Origin of the sequence: Microlunatus phosphovorus NM-1 (assembly GCF_000270245.1) — a bacterium.
Lineage (GTDB): Bacteria > Actinomycetota > Actinomycetes > Propionibacteriales > Propionibacteriaceae > Microlunatus > Microlunatus phosphovorus.
In genome coordinates this window covers 371,822-392,992 of record NC_015635.1, presented here as the reverse complement: position 1 = coordinate 392,992, position 21,171 = coordinate 371,822, and the positions used below count along the sequence as shown (strand labels likewise).

Here is a 21,171-nt window from a genome sequence, read left to right as displayed (position 1 = left end):
CCATGCTCCCCGCCCCGAACCTCGACGACCGCCGGTTCCAGGACCTGGTGGACGACGCCAAGCGGCTGGTGCAGCAACGCTGCCCGACCTGGACCGACCACAACGTCTCCGACCCGGGTGTCACGCTGATCGAGGCCTTTGCCCAGATGGTCGATCAGTTGATCTATCGGGTCAATCGGGTGCCGGACCTGCACTACGTCAAGTTCCTGGAACTGATCGGCGTCGAGCTCCGGCCGCCGGCCGCGGCTCGTGGTGAGGTGACCTTCTGGCTGTCGGCGCCCCGGCCACAGCCGATCACGGTACGGGCCGAGACTCAGGTCGCCACCGCCCGGACCGATGTCGCCGACCCGATCGTGTTCAGCACCACCCGCGAGCTCGAGATCCTGCCCTGCTCCTTCGTCAGCGCGGCCATGCAGCCGGCCGGGGGCAATGCCGCCGACATGACCTTGGCGCTCGCCGGCCCGCAGGGATTCCGCTGCTTCAGCGACTCGCCGGTCGTGGGGGATGCGTTGCTGGTCGGCCTGTCCGACGCCGTGCCGCACTGTGCGGTGGCCCTCCGCCTCAACTGCCGGGTGTCGGGTCGTGGCGTCGACCCGCGGAACCCGCCCGTGGTGTGGGAGGCCGCGACAGAGAACGGCTGGGTGCCCTGCCAGGTCGACTCCGACGACACGGGAGGCCTGAACAAGCCCGGCGATGTGATCCTTCATGTGCCGGGCGCGCACCAGGCGTCGATCATCGCCCGGCAGCGCGCCGGCTGGCTGCGTTGCCGACTCGTCGCCGCAGAGCCCGACCAACCGACCTATTCCGCACCACCGCAGATCCTCGCCATCAGTGCGTTCACCGTCGGAGGCACCGCGCCCACGGTCCATGCCGAGGCGATCAACAACGAGATCATCGGGCAGTCGGACGGTACGCCCGCGCAGAGCTTCGTCCTGCAGGAGCGGCCGGTGCTGCCCTCGGAGACGCCGGCCCAGCTCACCGTGCTGCACGGGGGCCGCGAGGAGATCTGGACCGAGGTGCCGCACTTCGCGGCATCCGGGCCCCAGGACCGGCACTTCCGGATCGACCGGTTCGCCGGGCAGGTCCAGTTCGGCCCAGCCGTCCGATCGGCCGACAACGACGTCATCCACTATGGGGCCGTGCCGCCGGCCGGTGCGGTGCTGAGACTGGAGACGTACCTGACCGGGGGTGGCCAGTCGGGGAACGTGGGCCGCGGGTTGGTCCGCGTGCTCAAGACCTCAGTGCCGTACGTCAGCACGGTCGAGAACCGGATTCCCGCGATCGGCGGCGCCGAGGCGGAGAGCCTCGCCGATGCCAAGACCAGGGGCCCGCTGGTGTTGCGCTCTCGCGGCCGGGCGGTGACAGCCGAGGACTTCGAACAGCTCGCCCTCGACGTCGCGCCGGATGCCGCCCGGGTGCATTGTGTGGCCGACCCGACCGACGGCGGGATCCGCGTACTCGTCGTGCCGCAGGTCGCCAGCGATGAGCTGGGCCGGATCAGCAGATCGGATCTGGATCCGCGCGAGGTGACTCTGCAACGGATCGCGGACAACCTGGACGCGCGGCGGCTGGTCGGCACCCGGTTGCTGGTCCAGCCACCGGACTATGCCTGGCTGACCGCCGTGGTGAGTCTCAGCTGTCGGCCGCTCTTCGACCCCGCGGAGGTGCGGGCTGAGGTGCTGCGTGCGCTGTATCGGCTCTATCACCCGCTGGTGGGCGGCCCGGACGGCACCGGCTGGCCGTTCGGCCGCTCGGCCCAGTCCCACGAGGTACACGCGGCCCTGGCGCGCATCCCGGGAGTCGACATGGCCCGCGAAGTCAGCGCGGCGCTGTTTCCGGCCGAGGCGTTCACCGGCAAGCGCGGTGCGGCGACACAGCGCATCGACATCGCGCCAACCGCGCTGATCTACTCCTTCGAGCATCAGGTTCGGGTGCGCAAGTGACTCAAGCTGTGTGGGTGACCCGAGGCGCGGGTGAGCCTCGATCGATCAGGGGCGGGTGATGACGCGATGAGAGGCACGATCAACGGCGCGTCCAGCCCGGTTCCGCTCGCCGCGACGCTGCCCGGGATGCTGCGCGAGGACCCGTTCACCCAGCAGTTGTGCGCCGGGTTGGACGAGGTGCTCGCGCCGGTGCTGATGAGCCTGGATGGGTTTGCGGCCTATCTGGATCTGGGCACGACCCCGCCGGACATGCTGCCCTGGCTCGGCCATTGGCTCGGCATGGAGGTCGATCCCGGTGAGGAGCTCGGTCTGCAGCGCGCGTTGCTGGCCTCGGCCGGTGAACTGCACGCCATCCGTGGCACCCGGCGCGGCATCGAGCTGGCCCTGGAAGCTGCCCTCGGCATCGACGTACGGGTCACCGAGTCCGGCGGGTCGGCCTGGTCGCTCCAGCCGGACGCCCAGCTCCCCGGCTCACCGCAGCCGATGATCGTGGTGACCGTGGACTCGACCGAGGACGATCCGATCGACGCGGAACGCCTCGACGCCCTGGTGAACCAGATCAAACCCGTGCACGTACGCCATCGGCTCCAGATCAACGAGCTCTGAGGTCGATCTCGGCCTGCGGTCGACCCAAGGTGCTGGTGCCAAAGTTGAAAGGTGCGCAGATGTAGCTACCTTCGCCTGAAGCTACATCTACGCACCTTTCGATCTGCCCTTGGCGGGCAGCACGCGCGGACTTACCCGGCGCGGACGTCCTCGGGTTCCCAGACGACATCCGACCGGCTGCCGGCATCGCTCGCCGGGGTTCGCCGCGTGGGATCCAACGGCGCGGGATCCAGCGGGGCCGGATCCAGAGGGGCCGGAACCGGCAGCTCGGCGGCGTGGGACTCGCCGGCCCGCGGCCGGAGCAGGACCGGCGGCGGCAGTTGGTGAACCGGCGGCGAGATCTCGCCTTCGTCGCTCGTTTGCGTGAGCCGGTTGCGGAGCCGGTCGATGAGCAGCGTGACCACCGCCAGCGCAAGGATGATCAGGGCCACCGATCCGAACCACCGGAGCAGCATCATCAGCGCCGCGTCAATACCCATGATCGAATCCCTCACTCAGCTCATCCCCACCGCGACCGTCGCAGGAATACGACCGTCGCAGAGGCCGGTGAACTCAGCGTGACAACGCGATGGCTGATATCTGGCAGTTCGCCGACTGGCCCCGGGCCAGAAGTCCCGGCAAGCCCAGGGAGCCGTGCGCGGCCGACCCTCCACAATTAGTTCGTGATGGAAATTTGTCCCTCAATGGCACCGTCCTCGGCGTGTCGCGGCTCGCGACGACCTTGAGGTGCAGATTCTCGTCAGCCGAGAGGCTCGTCGATGCCGACCGAGGAGGAGCCACCCAGGCCACCCAGTGGGTCTTCTGCGCCCAAGGGAGACTCACCGAGTCCGGTACCGATCGAGGATGCGCCGAGAGAGGTATCGGATCCGAGACCGGCGCCGAGACCGGAGGTGCCGGGCGTCGCGGTGAGCGGGTCCGTGCCGGCCTGCAGTTCAGCGCCGTCGAGGATGCCGTCCCCGTCGGTGTCGGCCTTCAGCGGATCGGTGCCGAGCGAGGACTCCTGGGAATCGGTGAGGCCATCGCTGTCGCTGTCGGCCAGTTCGACATTGGTTCCCGCCAGTTTCTCGACGTAATCACTGAGGCCGTCGTGGTCGGTGTCGGTGACTCCCTTCCGCACGTTCTCGGCGAATCGCCCGGAGCCGACCACCCCGCCGACGCCGACCAGTTTGCCCGGATCGGTGCCCATCGAGAGCTCCTGGGCATCGGGCACATCATCGCCGTCAGTGTCCGCCGCCAGCGGATCGGTATGCAGGACCGCCGCCTCCTGACCGTCGGAGAGACCATCTCCATCGGAGTCGATCTTGTTCGGATCGGTCCCGGCCAGCTTCTCGAACGCGTCGGTCAGACCGTCCCCGTCGGAGTCGGGATCGGTCACGCCGGCACCAGGCAGATTGTTCAGCGGGACACCGGGGTCGATCGCGTACGAGGTGGTCGTGCTGGTGTTGTACAACGGGTTGGCGACAGTGCTGTTCGTGCTGGTGTTGTACAACGGATTGGCGACAGTGCTGCTCGTGCTGGTGTTGTACAACGGGTTGGCAGTAGTTCCGTTGGCGGCCACTCCGTTGGCACCAGCACCGTTGGTGGTCGGGGCGCTGGCGGCAGGACCGGCTGCACCGTTGGGAGCAGCGCCGTCCACCGTCTCAGTCGAGCCGTAGATCCCCGCTCCAGAGGTCGCCGCCGAACCCCCCGGCGGGGGCGCCGCCAGGTTGCTGGCACCCGCGACTCCGCCCACCCCAGTAGCTCCAGCCGCCCCCGTGGCCATTTGATGGGCACGCAGACCAGCCTCGTCCGAGATCCCCGGCACCGTGGCGGCATAGTTGAAACGGTTCTTCGCCGACCACTCGCCGACCCCGTACTTGGTGCCCTTGGCCTCGACCGTACGACCGTCGCCCAGGCTGATCGCGACATGCGCTTGGCCGGCCGGCAGGGAGTTGGTGGGTTCGCGAGAGAAGTAGAACAACAGGGCGCCCTTGGTCTTCAGCGCCTGCTCCACCGGGATGGTGTGGTTCAGCTTCTTGAGCTGCATGTACTGGTATTCGGCCGTGCCCTCCAGCTTCACCCCGGCCTGGTTGGCAGCCCACTGGGTGAACGAGGAGCAGTCGAAGGTCTTGGGATCCGCGGCGTTCGGCGTCCGCGGCGCACCGTAGACATAGCGGTCACCGATCTGCGCCTCCGCCTTGGAGAGGAAGATCGAGAGCTTGTCGTCGCCGGTAGCCCCCGTCGGCGCAGCGCCAACCCCCGGCGCCGAGAGGCCACCATTCTGCGCCATCGACTGCGACGACATGGTCGGCTGCTGGCTCGTTGCCTGCTGCGCCGCCGCCTGCTGGGCCGCTTGCTGCGCTGCCGCCTGTTGTTGGGCAGCAGCGGCGGCCCGTGCCTCGGCGGCACCCTGCAGCGTCCACGCCGCGGTGGGCTGATGGTCGAACGGCCCGCCCTGGGAGCCGAGCGGGTCGGTACCCGCTTTTACCTCCAAGCCGTCGGTGACGCCATCGTGATCGGAGTCGGCAACCGTCGGGTCCGTGCCCAGGGACACCTCTTGGGAATCGGTGAGACCGTCGCCGTCGGTGTCGGTCTTGAGCGCGTTCGTCCCCACCAACTGCTCGATGCGATCCGAGATCCCGTCGCCGTCGGAGTCCTTGACCCCGCCTCGTACGTTCTCGGCCAGCAACCCTTCGCCGACGACATACGCCCGCCCGGGCACGGTGCCCGCGTCAGTGCCTTGCGCGACCTCGGCGGCATCGGAGATGCCGTCGGAGTCCGTGTCGGCCTTCAGCGGATCGGTGTGCGACACCATCGCCTCGTACGCATCGGTCAACCCGTCACCATCGGTGTCGGCGTTCATCGTGTCCGTGCCGGCCAGCGCCTCGAACTGGTCGGTCAACCCGTCGTGGTCGGTGTCCAACTGGGCAGCGGTCGGCATGGTCACGACGGGTGCCGTGCTCTGCGGAGCGGCAACCCCGGTCCCGGGAGCAGCCTGCAAGCCAGCTGTCGGCGTACCGGGAGTCATCGAGCCAGGAGTCACTGCACTCGGCAACGTCGATCCGGCCAGCGGACGCCCGGTGTCGATCTGGTCGTACTGGCTTTCACTGAGGGGCTGCAGCTTCGACCCGTAGCCGTGCACGCCCCGCGGATCACCGGCGACGCCGATCTCGTTCTGCACCTTGCCCAGATAGGTGCGATAGTCCGCGCCGGTCCCCTTGTTCCTGTCGTGCGTCGTGGTCCACGGCGACATGTCCGTCCCGCGATTGCTGATCTCGTACGCAGCTTTCGCATTGGCCTCAGGGGTGCTGAGCTCGCCCCATCTCGTCGCCCGCGACTTGTCGGCCCGTACGTTGATCTGCCACAGACCGACCGAATACTCACCCTTGCTGTTGAGCGCGCCGGTCCGACCACCTGACTCGGCCATCGCGATCGCGGTCCAGGTCACCGCCTGATGCGGAGTGAAGCCGGCCGAGAGGGCAGCGTTGTAGATCTCACGAATCGACAAGGTCGTCGACATCACCCGCCCCCTTACTCGGTCCCCGTCGGGCCTGACCAAGCGCCCATCCATCCTACGACGCAACCGGTTCGCGGCTCCCCGCTCGAGAGAACCGTCCCCGAGCCAAACTTTTGGTTACCTGTCCACACCTGACGTGGACCGTCGACCAAAAAGTCCTGCTCAGCCGCCGACCGCCAGCCCCAGATCGTCCCAGACCCGGCGATGCTCCGTACGAGCGATAGCGGCGGCGCTGAGGTCGCCGACGCTCTCGTACGCGGTGATCACCAACTGCCAGGCCGGATCATGGAACGGGTCCAAGGCGATCGAGCGGCGAGACAGCTCGATCCCGGCACCCGGGTCGCCGACGGCCAGCGCATCCCCGGCCGCCGCGGAGGCCGTGGAGGCGGCGAGCAACCGCAGCCGGTCGCGCTCCTCGACGACCCACTCGGCAGGACCCACCTCGGGCAGCAGATCCCCGCGATAGAGGTCGAGCGCCCTGGTCCGTACGGCCAGCGCCTCCGCCGGACTGCGCCGCCGAGCCGAGTCGGCCAGTCGCTGGAACTCTGCCACGTCACTGCTCGCGTCAGAAAGCCGCAACTCGTACGCATCGCCTTGGCGCCGGATCGGGTCACCCGTCACGCCGCCGAGTCCCAGGCATTGCCGGATCGAGGACACCGCGACCTGCAGACTGCGGATGCCGGAGCTGAGGGACGCCTCCGGCCACAGCGCCTCGATGATGTGCTCCCGATGCAGGGCGCGCCCGGAGTGCAGGGCGAGCAGCATCAACAGCATCCGGGCCTTGGGTCGCAGCGACCGCCACGCGACCTCGGTGCCGTCGACCCGTAGTCCGAACCCGCCCAGGCAGCACAGCTCGATCCGGGCAGACGCGGCGAGCCGACGCTCCTCCGGGATTCGCGGCAACGGCGCCGAGTCGTCGATCAGGGCCAGCAGCGATGGCGCGCCGAGTTCGCCGGCAAGCTGCACGGCACGACCCCCGGCATCGCTCGCCACCGACTGCGCACCCGCCCGGCTGGCGGCCACCGCAACGCCGACCGTGATCAACAACTGGGACCAGCGATCCCCCACCGAGCTCAGTCTCGCCAACAGATCGCGGGCCACCTCGCCTTGCCAGACACCACCGCTCCGCACCTGCACCATCGCCTGCAGACTGCGACCGAGCCGGCCCAGCCAGGGCAGGCCATCGAGCTCCGCGGCGAGAGTGATCGCCTCGATCCGACCGGCCAGGGCCCCATCCGGCTGCCGAATCGCGTCCGGCAGGCACGCTGCGAGCCCAGCCGCCAACGGCTCCCAGGCCGGGCTGCCCGGACCCGGCACCGGAGCCGGGGAGGTCGCAAACTCCAGCTCGGCCTGTGGCAGGTCGCCGGCGAGCACATACGCCAGCCCGCGCCGCCAGCCGCCCGGATAGCACTTCGGATCCCGGACATCCCTGGTCATCCGTCGCAGCTCGAGAGACTGCCGCAGCAGGTCGGACTCGGGATCGGCGCCGGTCGGCGCCGGAGGCAGTGTGGCTGTCGTCGACTGCGGCAGCCAGATGGCGATCGCGCGACCCTCGGTGGCGCAGCGGTGCTCGAAACCTCGGTCGTCCAGCAGCTCAGCGGCCCGCCGATACGCATCGACCGCGGCTTGCAACTGACCGTCCCGAGCCAGCCGGCGCGCATTGGCCAGTGCCAGTCCGGGATCGTCGGCGACGGCACCCGAACGGGACAACAGCCGCCACACGGCATCGTCGCGGGCCACCACCTCGGTGTCCGGGCCGAGCAGCCGGGCCACTGCCCCCCAGTCCTCCGCTCGGGCGTAGGCGCGTACGGCATCGGCCGGTCGGCCGGCCTGCTCCAGGAGTCGTCCGCTGCGAGCGTAGAGGTCGCGGGCCACCCGGCCGCCGAGCTCGTCGCTGACGGCGACCTCGAGATGGGTCTGCAGCACCTGGTGATAGTGATACGTCAGGCCGCCGTCCGAACTGGTGGTGAAGAACTGCTCCCGCTCCAGCTCGGCCAGCACGGCCGCGCTGCCCTGAGCCTCGAGCAGGGCATCACACAGATCGCCGGTCAGCACACCCAGCGCCGCCGTGTACATCAGGAAGTGACGCCGCTCGTCGGAGAGTCCGTCGAGCACATTCCGCGCCAGATAGGAACGAATGAGCCGGGAGCGGCCGGACAACTCGGTGACCGCACGCTCTCGCTCGGACCGGCTCAGCTGCGCGGTGGCCAGATGGAACAGCTGCAGCCCAGCGGCCCAGCCGCCGGTCCGACGAGTCAGCGCAGCCGCCGCCTCGGGCGACAACGGCGCGTCGTAGACCGAGCGGAAGAGCTGCTCGACCTCCCAGGACCGAAAACGCAGATCGTCGCCGTCGACCATCGCCAGCTCCCCCGACACCAGCAGCCGGGAGGTGTTGAGACCGGGCTGCCGCCGGCTGCCGAGCACCACCGTCACCGTCCGCGGCCGTAGTCGCAGGAAGACCTCGAGCGCCTGCTCGGCCGGGCTGCCGGCGATCTCGTGCAGATCGTCGATGACCAGCCGCACCGGGCCGAGGTGATCGGCGTCCAGGCGCCGTACGAGGTCGTCGATCCGACCGGACCGGGCCGCATCGGCGAGACCGGAATCGCCCAGGGCCAGGCTCAGCGTGTAGCCGAGATGGCGGGCCAGCGCGCGCTCGTCGCTGTCTTCGGCGCCGGCGCGATACCAGGCCGCGGGTGAGATGCTCCGCTCGACCAATTGGCTCAGCAGCGTCGTCTTGCCCGCACCGGGCGGCGCGAGCACAAGGGCGCAGGAGCATCCCTGGGTCGCGGAGAGGACGTCGACCAATCGGCCGTCGAGGCGATCGCGTACCAGACCACGCAGCACGGGACGCCGGACCTTCTCCAGGAAGATCATCGGGTCCACGGTGTTGCGCACGTCGTCCATCGGCTCTCGATCACTCAACTGCCGGATCACAGGGCAAGAGGAGTGAGTCGGCCTTCAGATACCCCCAGATACCCGTCGTCACCCCGCCAGGCAGTCCGACCTCACCATGGTAGTTACGATTGCTACGACTTGCGTAGTGTGGAATCCGATCCGCGGACAACTGTTCGGGTGCTGTCCGAGTCAGGTCTGAGTTTGGTACGCGTCAACCTCAGGTCATCCGATATCCGGTGGTGTCTCTAAACTGAGGCCGCCACTCCCCGACGTCTGCAGGAACCCTATCCCGTGAACAGCAGTCAGTCCCGTCTCCGGGTCGTCGTCGCCAGCCCGCTCAGCGAGGAGAACTGCCGGCGGATCCTCGAGCTCGAGCCGCGGATCGACCTGATTCGCGACCAGTCGCTGTATCCACCGATGCGCCACGCCGCTGACTTCGGCGGGGATCCGTCGTTTCGCCGGACACCCGAGCAGCAACGTGCCTTCGAGGCGATGGTCGACTCGGCCGAAGCGCTCTACGGCATTCCCGACGTCGACCCCGCTGCCCTGCGCCGGACCGCCGACGCCAATCCAGGGCTGCGCTGGGTGCACACCATGGCCGCCGGCGGCGGCGGACAGATCAAGGCGGCCGGGCTGTCCCCCGAGCAGTTGGATCGGATCGTGGTCACCACGTCGGCCGGCGTGCACGGTGGGCCGTTGGCCGAGTTCGCGATCTTCGGGCTGTTCGCCGGAGCGAAAGATCTGCCCAAGCTGCAGGCGCTGCAACGTACGCACACCTGGGCCGGCCGCTGGGAGATGCGCCAGGTCTCGGAGATGACGGTGCTCGTCGCGGGTCTGGGCGGGATAGGCACCGAGGTGGTCCGCCGGCTCGCGGCGCTCGGGGCACGGGTGATCGGCACCAGCCGACACGAACGACCGGTCGAGCATGTCGACCGGGTGATCGCGCCTGACCGGATCGCAGAGGTCGTCGGCGAGGTGGATGCGATCATCACGACGCTGCCGGGCACGACGGCTACCGAGAAGCTGTTCAGCTACGACGTGCTGCGAGCAGCCAAGCCCGGCACGATCCTGGTCAACGTCGGCCGTGGCACGGTGATCGACGAGGACGCGCTGGTCGAGGCGTTGGCCGACGGCCGGATCGGATTCGCCGCGCTGGATGTGTTCGCCGTCGAGCCGTTGCCCACCGACAGCCCACTGTGGGATTCGCCGAACGTGCTGATCAGCCCGCACACCGGCGGCCTCAACGCTGCCGAGGACCGGCTGATCGCCGAGCTGTTCGCCGCCAACGCCACCCGGCTGCTGGACGGCGAGGAACCGGTGAACCGAATGAACAAGGTCGATTTCTACTGATGCGAGTCCTCTGATGCGAGTTTCTGGAGTTCTGATGCGAGGCCGGGAGGCATGGTCGTGAGCTTGTTCAGCCTGGAGGGGCGTACCGCCCTGGTCACCGGATCCAGCCGGGGCATCGGTTATGCCCTGGCCGGCGGTCTGCTGGAAGCCGGGGCCCGGGTGGTGATCCACGGCCGTGATGTCGCGGCCGCGGAGTCCGCGGCAGCACGACTGGGTGAGCTGACCGGCGGCGAGGTCCGGGTGGCGACCTTCGACGTCACCGACCCGGAGGCGGTCGACGCCGGGGTGGCCGGCATCGAGGAGGTGTGGGGCACTCCGGACATCCTGGTCAACAACGCCGGCATCCAGCGGCGTACGACGTTCGTCGACTTTCCGGTCAGCGACTGGCACGACCTGGTGGCGACCAACCTGACCAGCGCGTTTCTGGTCGGCCAGCGGGTAGCCCGCGGGATGGTGACCCGGGGCAGCGGCAAGATCATCAACATCGGCTCGGTGCAGAGCCGGCTGGCGCGGGCCAACATCGCCCCGTACAGCGCGACCAAGGGTGGCATCGTGATGCTCACCCAGGGGATGTGCGCCGATCTGGGACCGCACGGAATCCAGGCGAATGCGTTGGCGCCCGGCTACTTCGCCACCGAGCTGACCAGGGCACTGGTCGATGACGCGGAGTTCAGCGCCTGGGTCGCGCAGCGCACTCCGGCGGGTCGGTGGGGGCAGGTGCACGAGTTGGTCGGGGCGCTGGTCTTCTTGGCTTCGTCGGCGTCGGACTTCGTCAACGGCCAAGTGATCTACGTCGACGGCGGCATGACGGCGGTGATCTGATGGACGCGACGGTGGGTGCGTCGTCCGGGACTGTGCTGCCGGACTCGTCGCCGGCGGTGGTGGCGCACGCGGCAGATGACCTGCGGATCGACGATCTGCCGGTCCGGCTCCCGGCCGCAGACGAGGTCGTGGTCGAGGTCGCGTACGGGGGGATCTGCGGGTCCGATCTGCACTATTGGACCCACGGTGCGGCGGGTGAGTCGATCCTGCGGGCACCGATGGTGCTCGGACACGAGGTCTCAGGGACTGTCGTGCAGGCAGCTGCCGACGGCTCCAGTCCGGCTGCCGGCACCCGGGTCGCAGTGCATCCGGCGACTCCGGGCGCTGACGGTGTGACCCGTTATCCGGCCGACCGACCGAACATCTCGCCGCTGTGCACCTATCTCGGGTCCGCGGCACGCTTCCCGCACACCGATGGTGTCTTCGTGAAGTACGCGACTCTGCCGTCGCGGATGCTGCGGCCGCTGCCGGAGGGATTGGACCTACGAACCGCGGCCGTCATCGAGCCGGCCTCGGTGGCCTGGCACGCCGTGTCGCGCGCCGGTGACGTCGCCGGGAAGTCAGCACTGGTGATCGGCGCCGGGCCGATCGGGGCCTTGATCATCGCCGTGCTGAAGCGGGCCGGCGCAGCCGAGATCGTCGCCGTCGATCTGCAGACTCATGCGTTGGGCGTGGCCGAAGCGATGGGCGCGACCCGGACGCTGCACGCCACCGATGCCGAGGGCGTCGCGGCCGTACAGGCCGATGTGGCGCTCGATTCCAGTGGCAACTATCGGGGGTTGGCCAGCGCCATCCGCGGCACCGCGCGCGGCGGCCGGGTGGTGATGGTCGGTCTGCTGCCGACCGGCGACCAGCCCGTGCCGATGTCGCTGGCGATCACCCGCGAGTTGGAACTTGTCGGCTCCTTCCGGTTCAACGACGAGATCGACGAGGTGATCGCCGCCCTCGCCGACGGCAGTCTGATCGTCGATCCGGTGATCACCCACGAGTTCGGTCTGGATTCAGCCTTGGAGGCATTCGCCGTCGCCAAGGACGCTGCGGCATCCTCCAAGGTGCTGCTCCGCTTCTGATCTGCGTTGGTCGTCGGCTCACGTGGGTTTGCTCCTTGAAGATCAGCGGCTGGTGCCGAGGCTCTCCTTGATCACGTCGGAGGCATCCCAGTCATTGGCCTGCATGGCGGCGACGACGTGGGTGTCCTTGACCCAGTAGGCCTGAAAACTGCCGTGCAGGTCGCCCTCGATGTCGACCCGGTCGTAGCCGTCCGAACCGACACTGCCGACGTACTCCATGCCGAGGTCGTACTGGTCGGTGAAGAAGTACGGCATCCGGTCGTACGCCTCCTGCGCCCCGAGCAGATTGTGGGCGGCGGTCTTGCCCTGCTCGATGGCAGTGTCCCAGTGCTCGACCCGGATCCGCCGGCCGAGCACCGGATGCAGTTCGTTGGCGATGTCGCCGATCGCATAGATGTCCGGGTCGGAGCTCTGCAGCTGGGCATTGACGAGTACGCCGTTGTCGACGGCCAGTCCAGCGGCTTCGGCGAGTGCGGTGGAGGGAACGGCGCCGATGCCGACCACCACCAGGTCGAAGGGCTGCAGGTCGTCGGCGCTGACCGTGACACCGAGCCTCAGGTCAACACCATGCGCTCGATGCAGGTCGGCGAAGGCCTGGGCGACCTCGGGTCCGAGCACGGCCAGCAACGGCAGCTCGGCCTGTTCGAATACGGTCACCTCGCAACCGGCGATCCGGGCGGCCGCAGCAACCTCGAGCCCGATCCAGCCGGCACCGATGATCCCGACCTTGGCGCCGGCGGCGAAGGCGACCTTCAGCCGATCGCTGTCCTCGATCGTCCTCAGATAGGCCGTTGGCGTACCGGACTCGTCGGCCAGCCGAAGCCGGCGAGGCTCGGCACCGGTGGCCAGCAGCAGCTTGTCGTAGCCGAATGTCTCGCCGTCCGCGGTGATCTCATGCCCGCCCGGGTCGATGGCGGTGACCGTGGTGGAGGTCCGCAAGTCGACATCGTGCTCGGCGTACCAGGCAGCCTCGTGTACGAAGGCGTTCTCGATCGGGTCGTTACCGAGCAGATAGCCCTTCGAGAGCGGCGGCCGCTCGTACGGGGGATGGATCTCCGAGCCGAATACGACCAGCTCTCCGTCGTAGCCCTGTTCTCGCAGCTCGGTGACGGCAGTCCCGGCAGCCAGGCCGGCTCCGACGACGATGATTCTCATGGTGGTCCCTTCGGCGGCGAGATGCTGGATTCTTCGATCATCGCTCACCACCGAATCAGCTGTCAGCGAGGGTCAGTAGGTGAGCGGCGCCCGCCGGACAACGCCCCTATCGCGAATGGGCGCTGGTGCCGCTGGGATGGCTCCGCCGGCAAACGCACTGAGCGTGCCTACGCCTCGTGCGCAGGGCAAGCTGACGAGGGAACAGACTCCCGGCAACAAAGACGAGCATCGACGTTGCGATCCATCGACGGCCACCAGAGGCTGATTCAACCGGAACACACTCGGCGTCCATGGGCGCGCCGACCTCCTGTCAAACGGTGGTTCCGATGAAAACCTGGGCCGGCACGGTTTTCGCAGGGGTTGCGGAGACCAGATCCAGTCAGAGGAGACAGCATGACACGCATCAAACCTCGCGTCGCGCTTGCCGCGGTAGTCGCGCTCGCGGCGACAGCTCTCGCCAGCTCGGGAGCAGCGGCCTCGCCCGTCCACCATCATCACCCAAAGCCCGACACCACCGTCACGATCTACCTCACGCGGCATGGCCAGACGCTCCTCAACACCTTGGAGCGGGTGCAGGGCTGGACCGACTCGCCGCTTGTTGTCGGCACCAATGCCGATGGCTCGGTGCTCGACGCGCGGATTCTGCCGCAGACGGTGGGCAAGAACCTGCGGGCCCGCGAGGGCAAGATGGACGCCGCGTACTCGGCCGACATGAAGCGTCACTACGAGACCGCCACCTTCCTCCTGAAGGGCGCCAAGCAGCAGAATCTCTCGATCAAGCAGGACTCCAGGCTCCGCGAGATCAACTTCGGCAAGTACGAGGGCGCGGAGAACAAGGAGATGTGGAGCGCGATCGTCGAGCACATGGGCTACACGGTCAACCATGACGCTCCGGCCACCGCTCCCGTCGACGCCACCGGCCAGAACGGCGGCTGGCAGACGATGCAGCTGCTCGCCATCAACGAGAAGGGCCTCAAGGCGATGATGGCGGCGATGAAGGAGATCGCCCAGGAGCCCACCGAGACCGGCGTCTCGCTGCCTGCTGAAGACTGCACCGACGTGAGCAAGCGCATGATGGCCTCGTTGAACGAGATCGCCAAGAAGGCCTCACAACAGCGCGACGACAAGGTGCTCGTCGTCTCCAGCGGCCTGTCGATCACCTGCGCCATCGATTCCCTGGGCACGACCGTGAACACCGCAATCTCCAACGTCGCGGTCAGCAAGCTCGAATACAAGAAGGGCAAGTGGACGGTGAAGTCGGTGGGCGACACGAGCTACCGGCAGTAACAGTCCAGACGAACTGACGTGACGAGACCCGTGGCCCCGGCTGCGGGTCTCTTCACGTGAACAACTCGTCGCCAGCGCACGCTCGAGGACCGGGACTGACAGATTTCCTCCCCGACCTGGTCCGACACGCCGCGATTCGGACTGAATCTCTCCGGTCGAGGCTGATATATCACTTCGAGCGACCCTGATCTCGGGGTGGCAGCCCGCCTACAGCAGATCCCTAGAATGTTCGGGTGCGAGCGGCTGACGCGTGCCCGGGCGTCCTCCGGCCTCATCGGGCCGAGGACGGAGCGATGGTGCGCCTGCGGCTACCTGGTGGCCGGGTCACAGCCGAGACCCTCGTCCGGCTGGTCGAACTCGCGACCAGCTACGGGAACGGGATCGTTCAGCTGACGTCGCGGGCCGGGCTGCAGGTACGCGGGCTTCCCGATCCGCTGCCGAGTGCGTTCGTCGCCGCGGTGGCCGCGACCGGGCTGCTGCCGTCGACGACCCACGAGCGAGTACGCAACATCGTCGCGTCTCCCCTGACCGGGCTGTCCGGAGGGCTGACCGATCTCCGACCGCTGATCGCCGAACTGGATGCCGGGCTGATCGCCGAGCCGTCGCTCAGTGCGCTCCCGGGCCGGTTCTTGTTCGTGCTCGACGACGGTCGCGGCGACGTTGTCGATCTGACTTTCGACCTCGGCTACCAGGCAACAGGCCGAGGTGAGGGTCGGGTCCTGGTCGCCTCCCCCGACTCCGGTTTGGCAGTGTCCGCGACCGAGGCCGTCCCCGTTCTGCTCGACCTGGCCCGACAATTCGTCACCGCCCGGACCGCCTCCGGCGCCTGGCATGTGGCCGAGCTTCCCGCCTGGATCGAGTCCTTGGACCTGACCAGCCCGCCAGCCACTCACGGGTCACCATCGGTGCCGCTCGGCCACGTTGGCGATGCGGCCTCGGTGCTGGTGCCCCTTGCTCGTCTCGACTTGAAACAGGCCCGAGCCATCGACAGGGCCGTCAGCAGTGGGCCAGTGGTGGTGACGCCTTGGCGCGGGCTGGTCCTCCCCGGAGCGTCCGGGCAGCTCGAGGCGCTCGCCAACGCGGGCATGGTGATCGACGACGAATCAGCGTGGGCGGGGATCAGTGCTTGTGTCGGCGCTCCGGCCTGTGCTCGAGCTCGGGCCGACACGGCAGCGATCGCCGAGGTGCTGGCCGCCGGTGGCAAACCTGTCCGTCAGATCCACATCTCCGGCTGCGAACGCCGCTGCGGGGCGCCTGCCCACGATCACCTCGACCTGGTAGCGCCTCAGGCGAGCGTCAGCGTCAGCACCGCTCGGTAGGAGCCCGGGTCGATCGACGACGGCGCGGTGAAACCGAGCTCGGCTCCCAGCACCGCTCGCCCCCGGCCCAGCCCCGGTCGGCCCTCCGCGAGCACCCGCGGTGTCGCGAGCCCGGCCCTCGGCACGACCTCGGGACCTGCCGACACGGCCTGGCCGGAATCGGCCGAGACCATGCGCGGCCGCCAGCCCAGATCGGCTTCGGAGGCCGCACCGGTGTCGCTTCGGAAGGCCGTGACTTGGCCGACCAGGGACCAGCCGGGATCGGTCGACCGGTTGTCGAGAACCGTCACCCTCGGCAGCACACCGGAGGCGGTGTAGTGGTCCAGGTCGTCGTTCAGCCTGGCGCTGCCAAGGTCGACAGACGTCGAGTCGAACCCCAGAGTCAGCCCACCGGCGCCGGCGATCGTGACCCCCACCTCGACGCCTGCGTCATCGGTCGGATCCGGATCAGGAGGCGGCGTGGTCGACACATAGAGCACAGTCAGAGTGTCGGCGGTGGTGACTGGTGTGCTGAGCTGGACGAAGAGGGCGCCCTTGGCGAACAGCACCTGCTTGGGCATGCCGGAGAGCTGGACCGTGCTGGCGACCTGGTTCGCCGCCAGGTCGACGATGGCCAGTGCCGACGCGCCGGGCTGGGTCGCGTACAGCAGTTGGTTCGCCCCGTCGTATGCCAGCGCGCCGGCACCGCTGGCCAGCGGGATGGCCGCTGTCTGTTCGCCTGCGACAAGGTCGATGACGGTGATCTGGGGCAACCCCGGGCCGGCCAGGTAGGCCCGTTCTCCGCCGGGGGTGACCGCGACCGTGGTGGCACCCGCCACCCCGGCCAGCCGACGGACCGTACGATCGGCCGGGGCGATCACCAGCAGCTCACCGGTTGTCTCGTCGACGGTGATCACCTTCGCCTGCGCGCCGGACCCGACGAGCGCGAGGGTGGTCGGCTGTGCCCCGTCGCCGAGTGGGATGGCGGGAAGCTCGCTGGTGTAGCCAGCGGTGGAGATGACGGCCAGCGCGCCCGTCACGCTGAGGTAGGCGCGGTCACCGAGATCGTCGACGAGCACGTCACGCGGCGACGGGAATCCACCCGCTCGATAGCTCCACGACCGCTGATCGTTGAAGGCTGCGTATCCGTGCTGACTGGGGCTGGTGCTCCAGATCCGGCCGTGACGGTCGTCGACCGCCACGGCGTCCAGTTCCTGCGACCGGGCCGGCTGTCCGCTCGGCGGCCGCGGGACCGGTGCCGGATAGCTCATGCTGGTGGTCAGATCCGACGGCCGGATCGCCAACAGCGCCGCATCGGTCACCGGGTCACCGGTGCCGACCGTGGCCCAGAGTGTGTCGCTGGCAGCCGAGTAGGCGACATCGCGGACGCCGTCGGCGATCTCGGCCTGGTTGCTCCGCACCGAGATGCTGCGTGGCTCGGCCGCCGCCGGGAGTGGCTGCCAGAGCAGTGTCATCGCCAACACACCAGTCGCCAGCACGCCAACGGATGCGAGCGGACGAGACCGTCGCCAAGACCACGTCGTCACGCGAAACCTCCAGCTAGTTTAGGTTAGCCGATCCTAAGTCAGACAAATCCGTGGGCTAGTCCACCGTCCATCGGCCGACCGCTCCTACTATGTGCGGGTGCACCTTGTGGGATCTCGATGACCGATCGGCCATTCAAGCAATACGACTACCTGGACGATCCGGCGGCGATCTACCGCGCGTCGTTCGCGACGATCCGAGCCGAGGCGGAGTTGTCCAAGGTGCCGGCGGACGTGGAGAAGATCGTCGTACGGATGATCCACGCCAGCGGTGATGTCGGCCTGGTTCCCGATGTCGAGGCGCATCCGCTCCTGGTGAGCACGGCACGCGATGCCCTGAACTCCGGAAGGCCGATCTTCACCGATGCGGAGATGATCGCCTCGGGAGTGACTCGACGACGATTGCCTGCCGGCAACGAGGTGCGCTGCCTGCTGCGCGACCCCCGAGTCGCCGAGCTGGCGAAGGAGTGGAGAACGACCCGATCCGCGGCCGCGGTGTCACTGTGGGGTGAGGATCTGGAGGGCGCCGTCGTCGCGATCGGCAATGCACCAACCGCGCTGTTTGCCCTGCTCGAGCTGATCAGCGACGGTGGACCCAAGCCCGCCGCGATCCTCGGGATCCCGGTCGGTTTCGTCGGCTCCGCCGAGTCGAAGCTGGCGCTCGTCCAACATCCTGAGCAGATTCCCTACCTGGTCGTGCACGGTCGTCGCGGCGGCTCTGCGCTCTGCGCGGCAGCCTTGAACGCGCTCGCTCGCGAGGACGAGCTATGAGCCGGATCCTTCCTTCCGAGCACGCCACGGACCGGCCGGCCGAGCCGACCGAGCCGGCAGACAAGCCGGATTCCGTGCTCGCCGGCAGCCTGTATGCGGTCGGGGTTGGCCCAGGCGACCCGGAGCTGCTCACCCTCAAGGCCGCGAGGCTGATCGCCGCCGCCGATGTGATCGCGTACCACTCGGGCACCCATGGCACCTCCATCGCCCGGTCGATCATCGCCGAGCTGATCCCGCACGAGGTGATCGAGGAACTCCTCGCCTATCCGGTGACGGTGGGCCCGACCGATCATGCCGGCGGCTACTACGGCGAGCTCACCGCGTTCTATGACACGTCGGCGGCTCGGCTGGCCGATCATCTGACCGCCGGTCGCACCGTGGTCGTGCTGGCCGAGGGCGACCCGCTCTTCTACTCCTCCTACATGTATCTGCACGATCGACTGGCGGAGCGTTTCGCGTGCGAGATCGTGCCCGGGGTGACCTCGGTGAACGCCTCCTCCGCTGCGGTCGGCCTGCCGCTGGCCCGACACGAGGATGTGTTGACCGTGCTGCCCGGCACCCTGCCGATTCCTGAACTGGCCCGCCGGATCACCGGCAGCGACGCGATCGTGATCATGAAGCTGGGCCGGACCTTCGCCGGCGTACGCGAGGCGCTGCGGCAGGCCGGCAGGCTGGACGAAGCGGTCTATGTGGAGCGAGCCAGCACCGGGCAGGAGATCGTGAAGCCGGTCACCGACGTCGACGCCGACACGGTTCCGTACTTCTCCACCATCGTCGTGCCCGGCGCTGATCGCCGAGCCGACAGCGCCGGACGGGCTGAGGTGAGGTTTCCAGCACCGGCGGTGGAGGAATCGGGAACAGCCGAACTGCTGGTGATCGGCCTCGGTCCTGGGCCCGATCACTGGGTGACACCGGAGGTGACCGACGCGCTGGCGGTAGTGGACCACGTGGTCGGCTACGGCCCCTACGTAGACCGGGTCCCGCCACGTCCAGGGCTGCACCGCCACGCCAGCGGCAATACAGTCGAGCTGGATCGGGCCCGGTTCGCACTCGACCTGGCCACCCGTGGTGAGAAGGTCGCCGTTGTCTCCGGTGGCGACGCCGGGGTGTTCGGCATGGCCTCGGCCGCTTTCGAGGCGGCCGCCCACGATCCGCGGTACGCCGCCATCCAGATCACCGTGCTGCCGGGCGTGACCGCTGCCCAGGCCGTGGCTGCCCGGGCCGGTGCTCCGCTGGGCGGTGACTATGTCGTACTGTCCTTGTCAGATCGGCTCAAGTCGTGGGAGACGATCAAGGCGCGACTGACGGCAGCAGCAACGGCCGATCTGGTGATCGCCATCTACAACCCTGCCTCCCGCAGCCGTACCACTCAACTGGCTGAGGCGCGGCGACTGCTGCTGACCTATCGGTCCCCCGACACCCCCGTGGTGATCGGGCGCGGGGTCGGGCGAGCCGGGGAAGAGGTTGTCGTGACCACCCTCGCGGAGCTGGATCCAGCCGGCGTGGACATGCGCTGCCTGCTGATCATCGGTGCAGGCGGGACGTCGGTCACCGACGGACGGGTATGGACCCGTCGTTCACAACCCGCGGAGGGCTAGTTTGTCCAGACAACTAGAGGTAAGGTCGGATCCAGCCGTCTCAACGAGCTGACGGCATCGGCCCAGAGGAGTTGAGATGAGCGTTGTCGTCGCACACCAGGCATCCAGCATCGGTCACGTGGCCCTGCAGGAGGCGGCGAAAGAGGCCAATCTGCGCCAGACGACGATGGCAGTGATCCACGTCGCCGAAGGCGTCGACCTCGATGTCATCGAGGCGCACAAGGCCGGACTCAGCGACGAGATCGCCAAGGTGCTGGCCGAGGTCGATCAGGACAGTGTCGAGTGGACGCTTCAGGTGACCACCGGCGACGACGTGGCTGAGGCCATCTTCGATGCGTTCGCCGATACCGACGTCGAACTGCTGGTGATCGGGGCTCGTCGCCGAAGCCCGGTCGGCAAGCTGATCCTCGGCAGTGTCACCCAGACCATCATCTTGAATGCCGATGTGCCGGTGCTGGTGGTGAAGGACTGAGCTAGTGCTCCGACTTTTGTCGAGCTAGCGACAACTATTCAAGGTAGCTCGACAAAAATCAGGTTCGTACCCACGGCGGTGGGCCGGGCGGAATGATCCAGTGCAGGTCAAAGAGCACCGCCGACGACACACCCATGGCCCCACCACCCTGGGTGGCGAACCAGCTGAGAAAGGGCGCCGGGTCGAAGCTGGCGCGGCCAAGACCACTGGTGTACTGCGCGTGGGCCCGCAACGACTCGATCCCCCGTTGCAATGCCTCACCGGTGACCTCCACACCGTGAGTAGGCGTACTCGCGCCGGCGACCATGACGAATCGCACCCCACCCCACGGCTGCAGACCCTCCTCCTCGATCAGCTCGGGAAAGATCCAGCGGTTGCCCGCGTCCCGAGCCGCATCCAACGTGGCCAGGCCGACGGCACGATGGTCGGCCTGGTTGGTCATGCCGTTGGGCATCTTCACTTCGTAGTTGCCGGTGATCAGCACCTCCGGCCGGTGAGTTCGGATGGCTCGCGTGATCTCCCGGCGCAACGCGATGCTGTTCTCGATCACGCCATCGCGGTGATCCAGGAACTCCACGGTCTCGACACCCACGGCGCGTGCACCGGTGCGCTCTTCCTGCTCCCGCAACGGCGCGGCGTCGATGGGATCGATGGCGTCGATGCCGGCCTCTCCGCGACTGGCCAGCAAATAGCTGATCGCCTTGCCCTGTGCCGTCCAGCGGGCGATCGCCGACGCCGATCCGTACTCGATGTCGTCGGGGTGCGCCACCACGGCGAGTGCGGTGTGCCAGTCCTCCGGCACCGCAGGAAGCAGTCCACCCATCGCCCCCGAGCTCATGAGGCCGAGCGTAGACCTCGATCTGC

Annotated in this window: 16 protein-coding genes; 10 read left to right on the top strand and 6 right to left on the bottom strand. The window is 68.2% G+C overall.

The genetic code is table 11. The features are described from left to right. The first annotated feature begins 2 nt into the window (after positions 1-2). Both MLP_RS01710 and MLP_RS01705 read left to right on the top strand, forming a co-directional pair. Positions 3-1,943: a putative baseplate assembly protein gene (locus MLP_RS01710; protein ID WP_013861263.1), complete on the top strand. Its 1,941-nt coding sequence runs from the start codon at positions 3-5 to the stop codon at positions 1,941-1,943. A gap of 66 nt (positions 1,944-2,009) precedes the next feature. Further along, the gene (locus MLP_RS01705) at positions 2,010-2,549 is read left to right on the top strand and encodes a phage tail protein (RefSeq protein WP_041789606.1); all 540 of its coding nucleotides are present in this window, start codon (positions 2,010-2,012) and stop codon (positions 2,547-2,549) included. Positions 2,550-2,680: 131 nt separating this feature from the next. On the opposite strand, the gene MLP_RS01700 is transcribed toward MLP_RS01705, so the two are convergent. From MLP_RS01700 to MLP_RS01685, 3 genes are all read right to left on the bottom strand, one after another. Then, the gene (locus tag MLP_RS01700; RefSeq protein ID WP_041789605.1) at positions 2,681-3,028 is read right to left on the bottom strand and encodes a hypothetical protein; all 348 of its coding nucleotides are present in this window, start codon (positions 3,026-3,028) and stop codon (positions 2,681-2,683) included. Between the two features lie 260 nt (positions 3,029-3,288). Continuing rightward, positions 3,289-6,048: an NlpC/P60 family protein gene (locus MLP_RS25915; RefSeq protein ID WP_049804422.1), complete on the bottom strand. Its 2,760-nt coding sequence runs from the start codon at positions 6,046-6,048 to the stop codon at positions 3,289-3,291. 159 nt (positions 6,049-6,207) lie between these two features. Beyond that, positions 6,208-8,967 (bottom strand): BTAD domain-containing putative transcriptional regulator, encoded by a 2,760-nt coding sequence (locus MLP_RS01685; RefSeq protein ID WP_156820988.1) that lies wholly within the window; start codon positions 8,965-8,967, stop codon positions 6,208-6,210. Positions 8,968-9,231: 264 nt separating this feature from the next. Here MLP_RS01685 and MLP_RS01680 point away from each other — a divergent pair, with 264 nt between their 5' ends. Genes MLP_RS01680 through MLP_RS01670 form a run of 3 tightly spaced genes read left to right on the top strand, consistent with a single transcriptional unit; the run spans position 9,232 to position 12,182 of the window. Further along, positions 9,232-10,290, top strand: coding sequence for a D-2-hydroxyacid dehydrogenase (locus MLP_RS01680; protein WP_013861258.1), 1,059 nt, complete (start codon positions 9,232-9,234; stop codon positions 10,288-10,290). Between the two features lie 51 nt (positions 10,291-10,341). Beyond that, complete coding sequence (locus MLP_RS01675) at positions 10,342-11,112, top strand: SDR family oxidoreductase (RefSeq protein WP_013861257.1); 771 nt, start codon at positions 10,342-10,344, stop codon at positions 11,110-11,112. Beyond that, positions 11,112-12,182, top strand: a complete 1,071-nt coding sequence (locus MLP_RS01670) for an L-idonate 5-dehydrogenase (protein WP_013861256.1) — start codon at positions 11,112-11,114, stop codon at positions 12,180-12,182. Before MLP_RS01675 ends, MLP_RS01670 begins: the two co-directional genes overlap by 1 nt. A gap of 42 nt (positions 12,183-12,224) precedes the next feature. On the opposite strand, the gene MLP_RS01665 is transcribed toward MLP_RS01670, so the two are convergent. Further along, positions 12,225-13,337, bottom strand: coding sequence for an NAD(P)/FAD-dependent oxidoreductase (locus tag MLP_RS01665; protein ID WP_013861255.1), 1,113 nt, complete (start codon positions 13,335-13,337; stop codon positions 12,225-12,227). A gap of 393 nt (positions 13,338-13,730) precedes the next feature. Here MLP_RS01665 and MLP_RS01660 point away from each other — a divergent pair, with 393 nt between their 5' ends. Together MLP_RS01660 and MLP_RS01655 are read left to right on the top strand one after the other, a co-directional pair. After that, on the top strand, positions 13,731-14,624 hold the full coding sequence (locus MLP_RS01660; protein ID WP_013861253.1) for a histidine phosphatase family protein: 894 nt from the start codon (positions 13,731-13,733) through the stop codon (positions 14,622-14,624). A 233-nt stretch (positions 14,625-14,857) separates the two neighbouring features. Further along, the gene (locus MLP_RS01655; protein WP_013861252.1) at positions 14,858-15,943 is read left to right on the top strand and encodes a precorrin-3B synthase; all 1,086 of its coding nucleotides are present in this window, start codon (positions 14,858-14,860) and stop codon (positions 15,941-15,943) included. On the opposite strand, the gene MLP_RS01650 is transcribed toward MLP_RS01655, so the two are convergent. Beyond that, positions 15,910-17,421 (bottom strand): YncE family protein, encoded by a 1,512-nt coding sequence (locus MLP_RS01650; protein ID WP_013861251.1) that lies wholly within the window; start codon positions 17,419-17,421, stop codon positions 15,910-15,912. The genes MLP_RS01655 and MLP_RS01650 overlap by 34 nt on opposite strands. Before the next feature lie 165 nt (positions 17,422-17,586). On the opposite strand from MLP_RS01650, the gene MLP_RS01645 reads away from it, so the two are divergent. The 3 genes from MLP_RS01645 (at position 17,587) to MLP_RS01635 (ending at position 20,307) form a co-directional block, all read left to right on the top strand. After that, the gene (locus MLP_RS01645; protein WP_013861250.1) at positions 17,587-18,237 is read left to right on the top strand and encodes a precorrin-8X methylmutase; all 651 of its coding nucleotides are present in this window, start codon (positions 17,587-17,589) and stop codon (positions 18,235-18,237) included. Next, the gene (gene cobJ, locus MLP_RS01640; RefSeq protein WP_083843659.1) at positions 18,234-19,835 is read left to right on the top strand and encodes a precorrin-3B C(17)-methyltransferase; all 1,602 of its coding nucleotides are present in this window, start codon (positions 18,234-18,236) and stop codon (positions 19,833-19,835) included. The genes MLP_RS01645 and cobJ overlap by 4 nt, the downstream gene beginning before the upstream one ends. 76 nt (positions 19,836-19,911) lie before the next feature. Further along, positions 19,912-20,307 carry a universal stress protein gene (locus MLP_RS01635; RefSeq protein ID WP_013861248.1) on the top strand — a complete coding sequence of 132 codons (396 nt, stop codon included), beginning with the start codon at positions 19,912-19,914 and terminating at the stop codon, positions 20,305-20,307. Positions 20,308-20,365: 58 nt separating this feature from the next. Here the strand turns inward: MLP_RS01635 and MLP_RS01630 are convergent, their stop codons facing one another. Continuing rightward, positions 20,366-21,145 (bottom strand): PIG-L deacetylase family protein, encoded by a 780-nt coding sequence (locus tag MLP_RS01630; RefSeq protein ID WP_231851408.1) that lies wholly within the window; start codon positions 21,143-21,145, stop codon positions 20,366-20,368. Positions 21,146-21,171 lie beyond the last annotated feature (26 nt).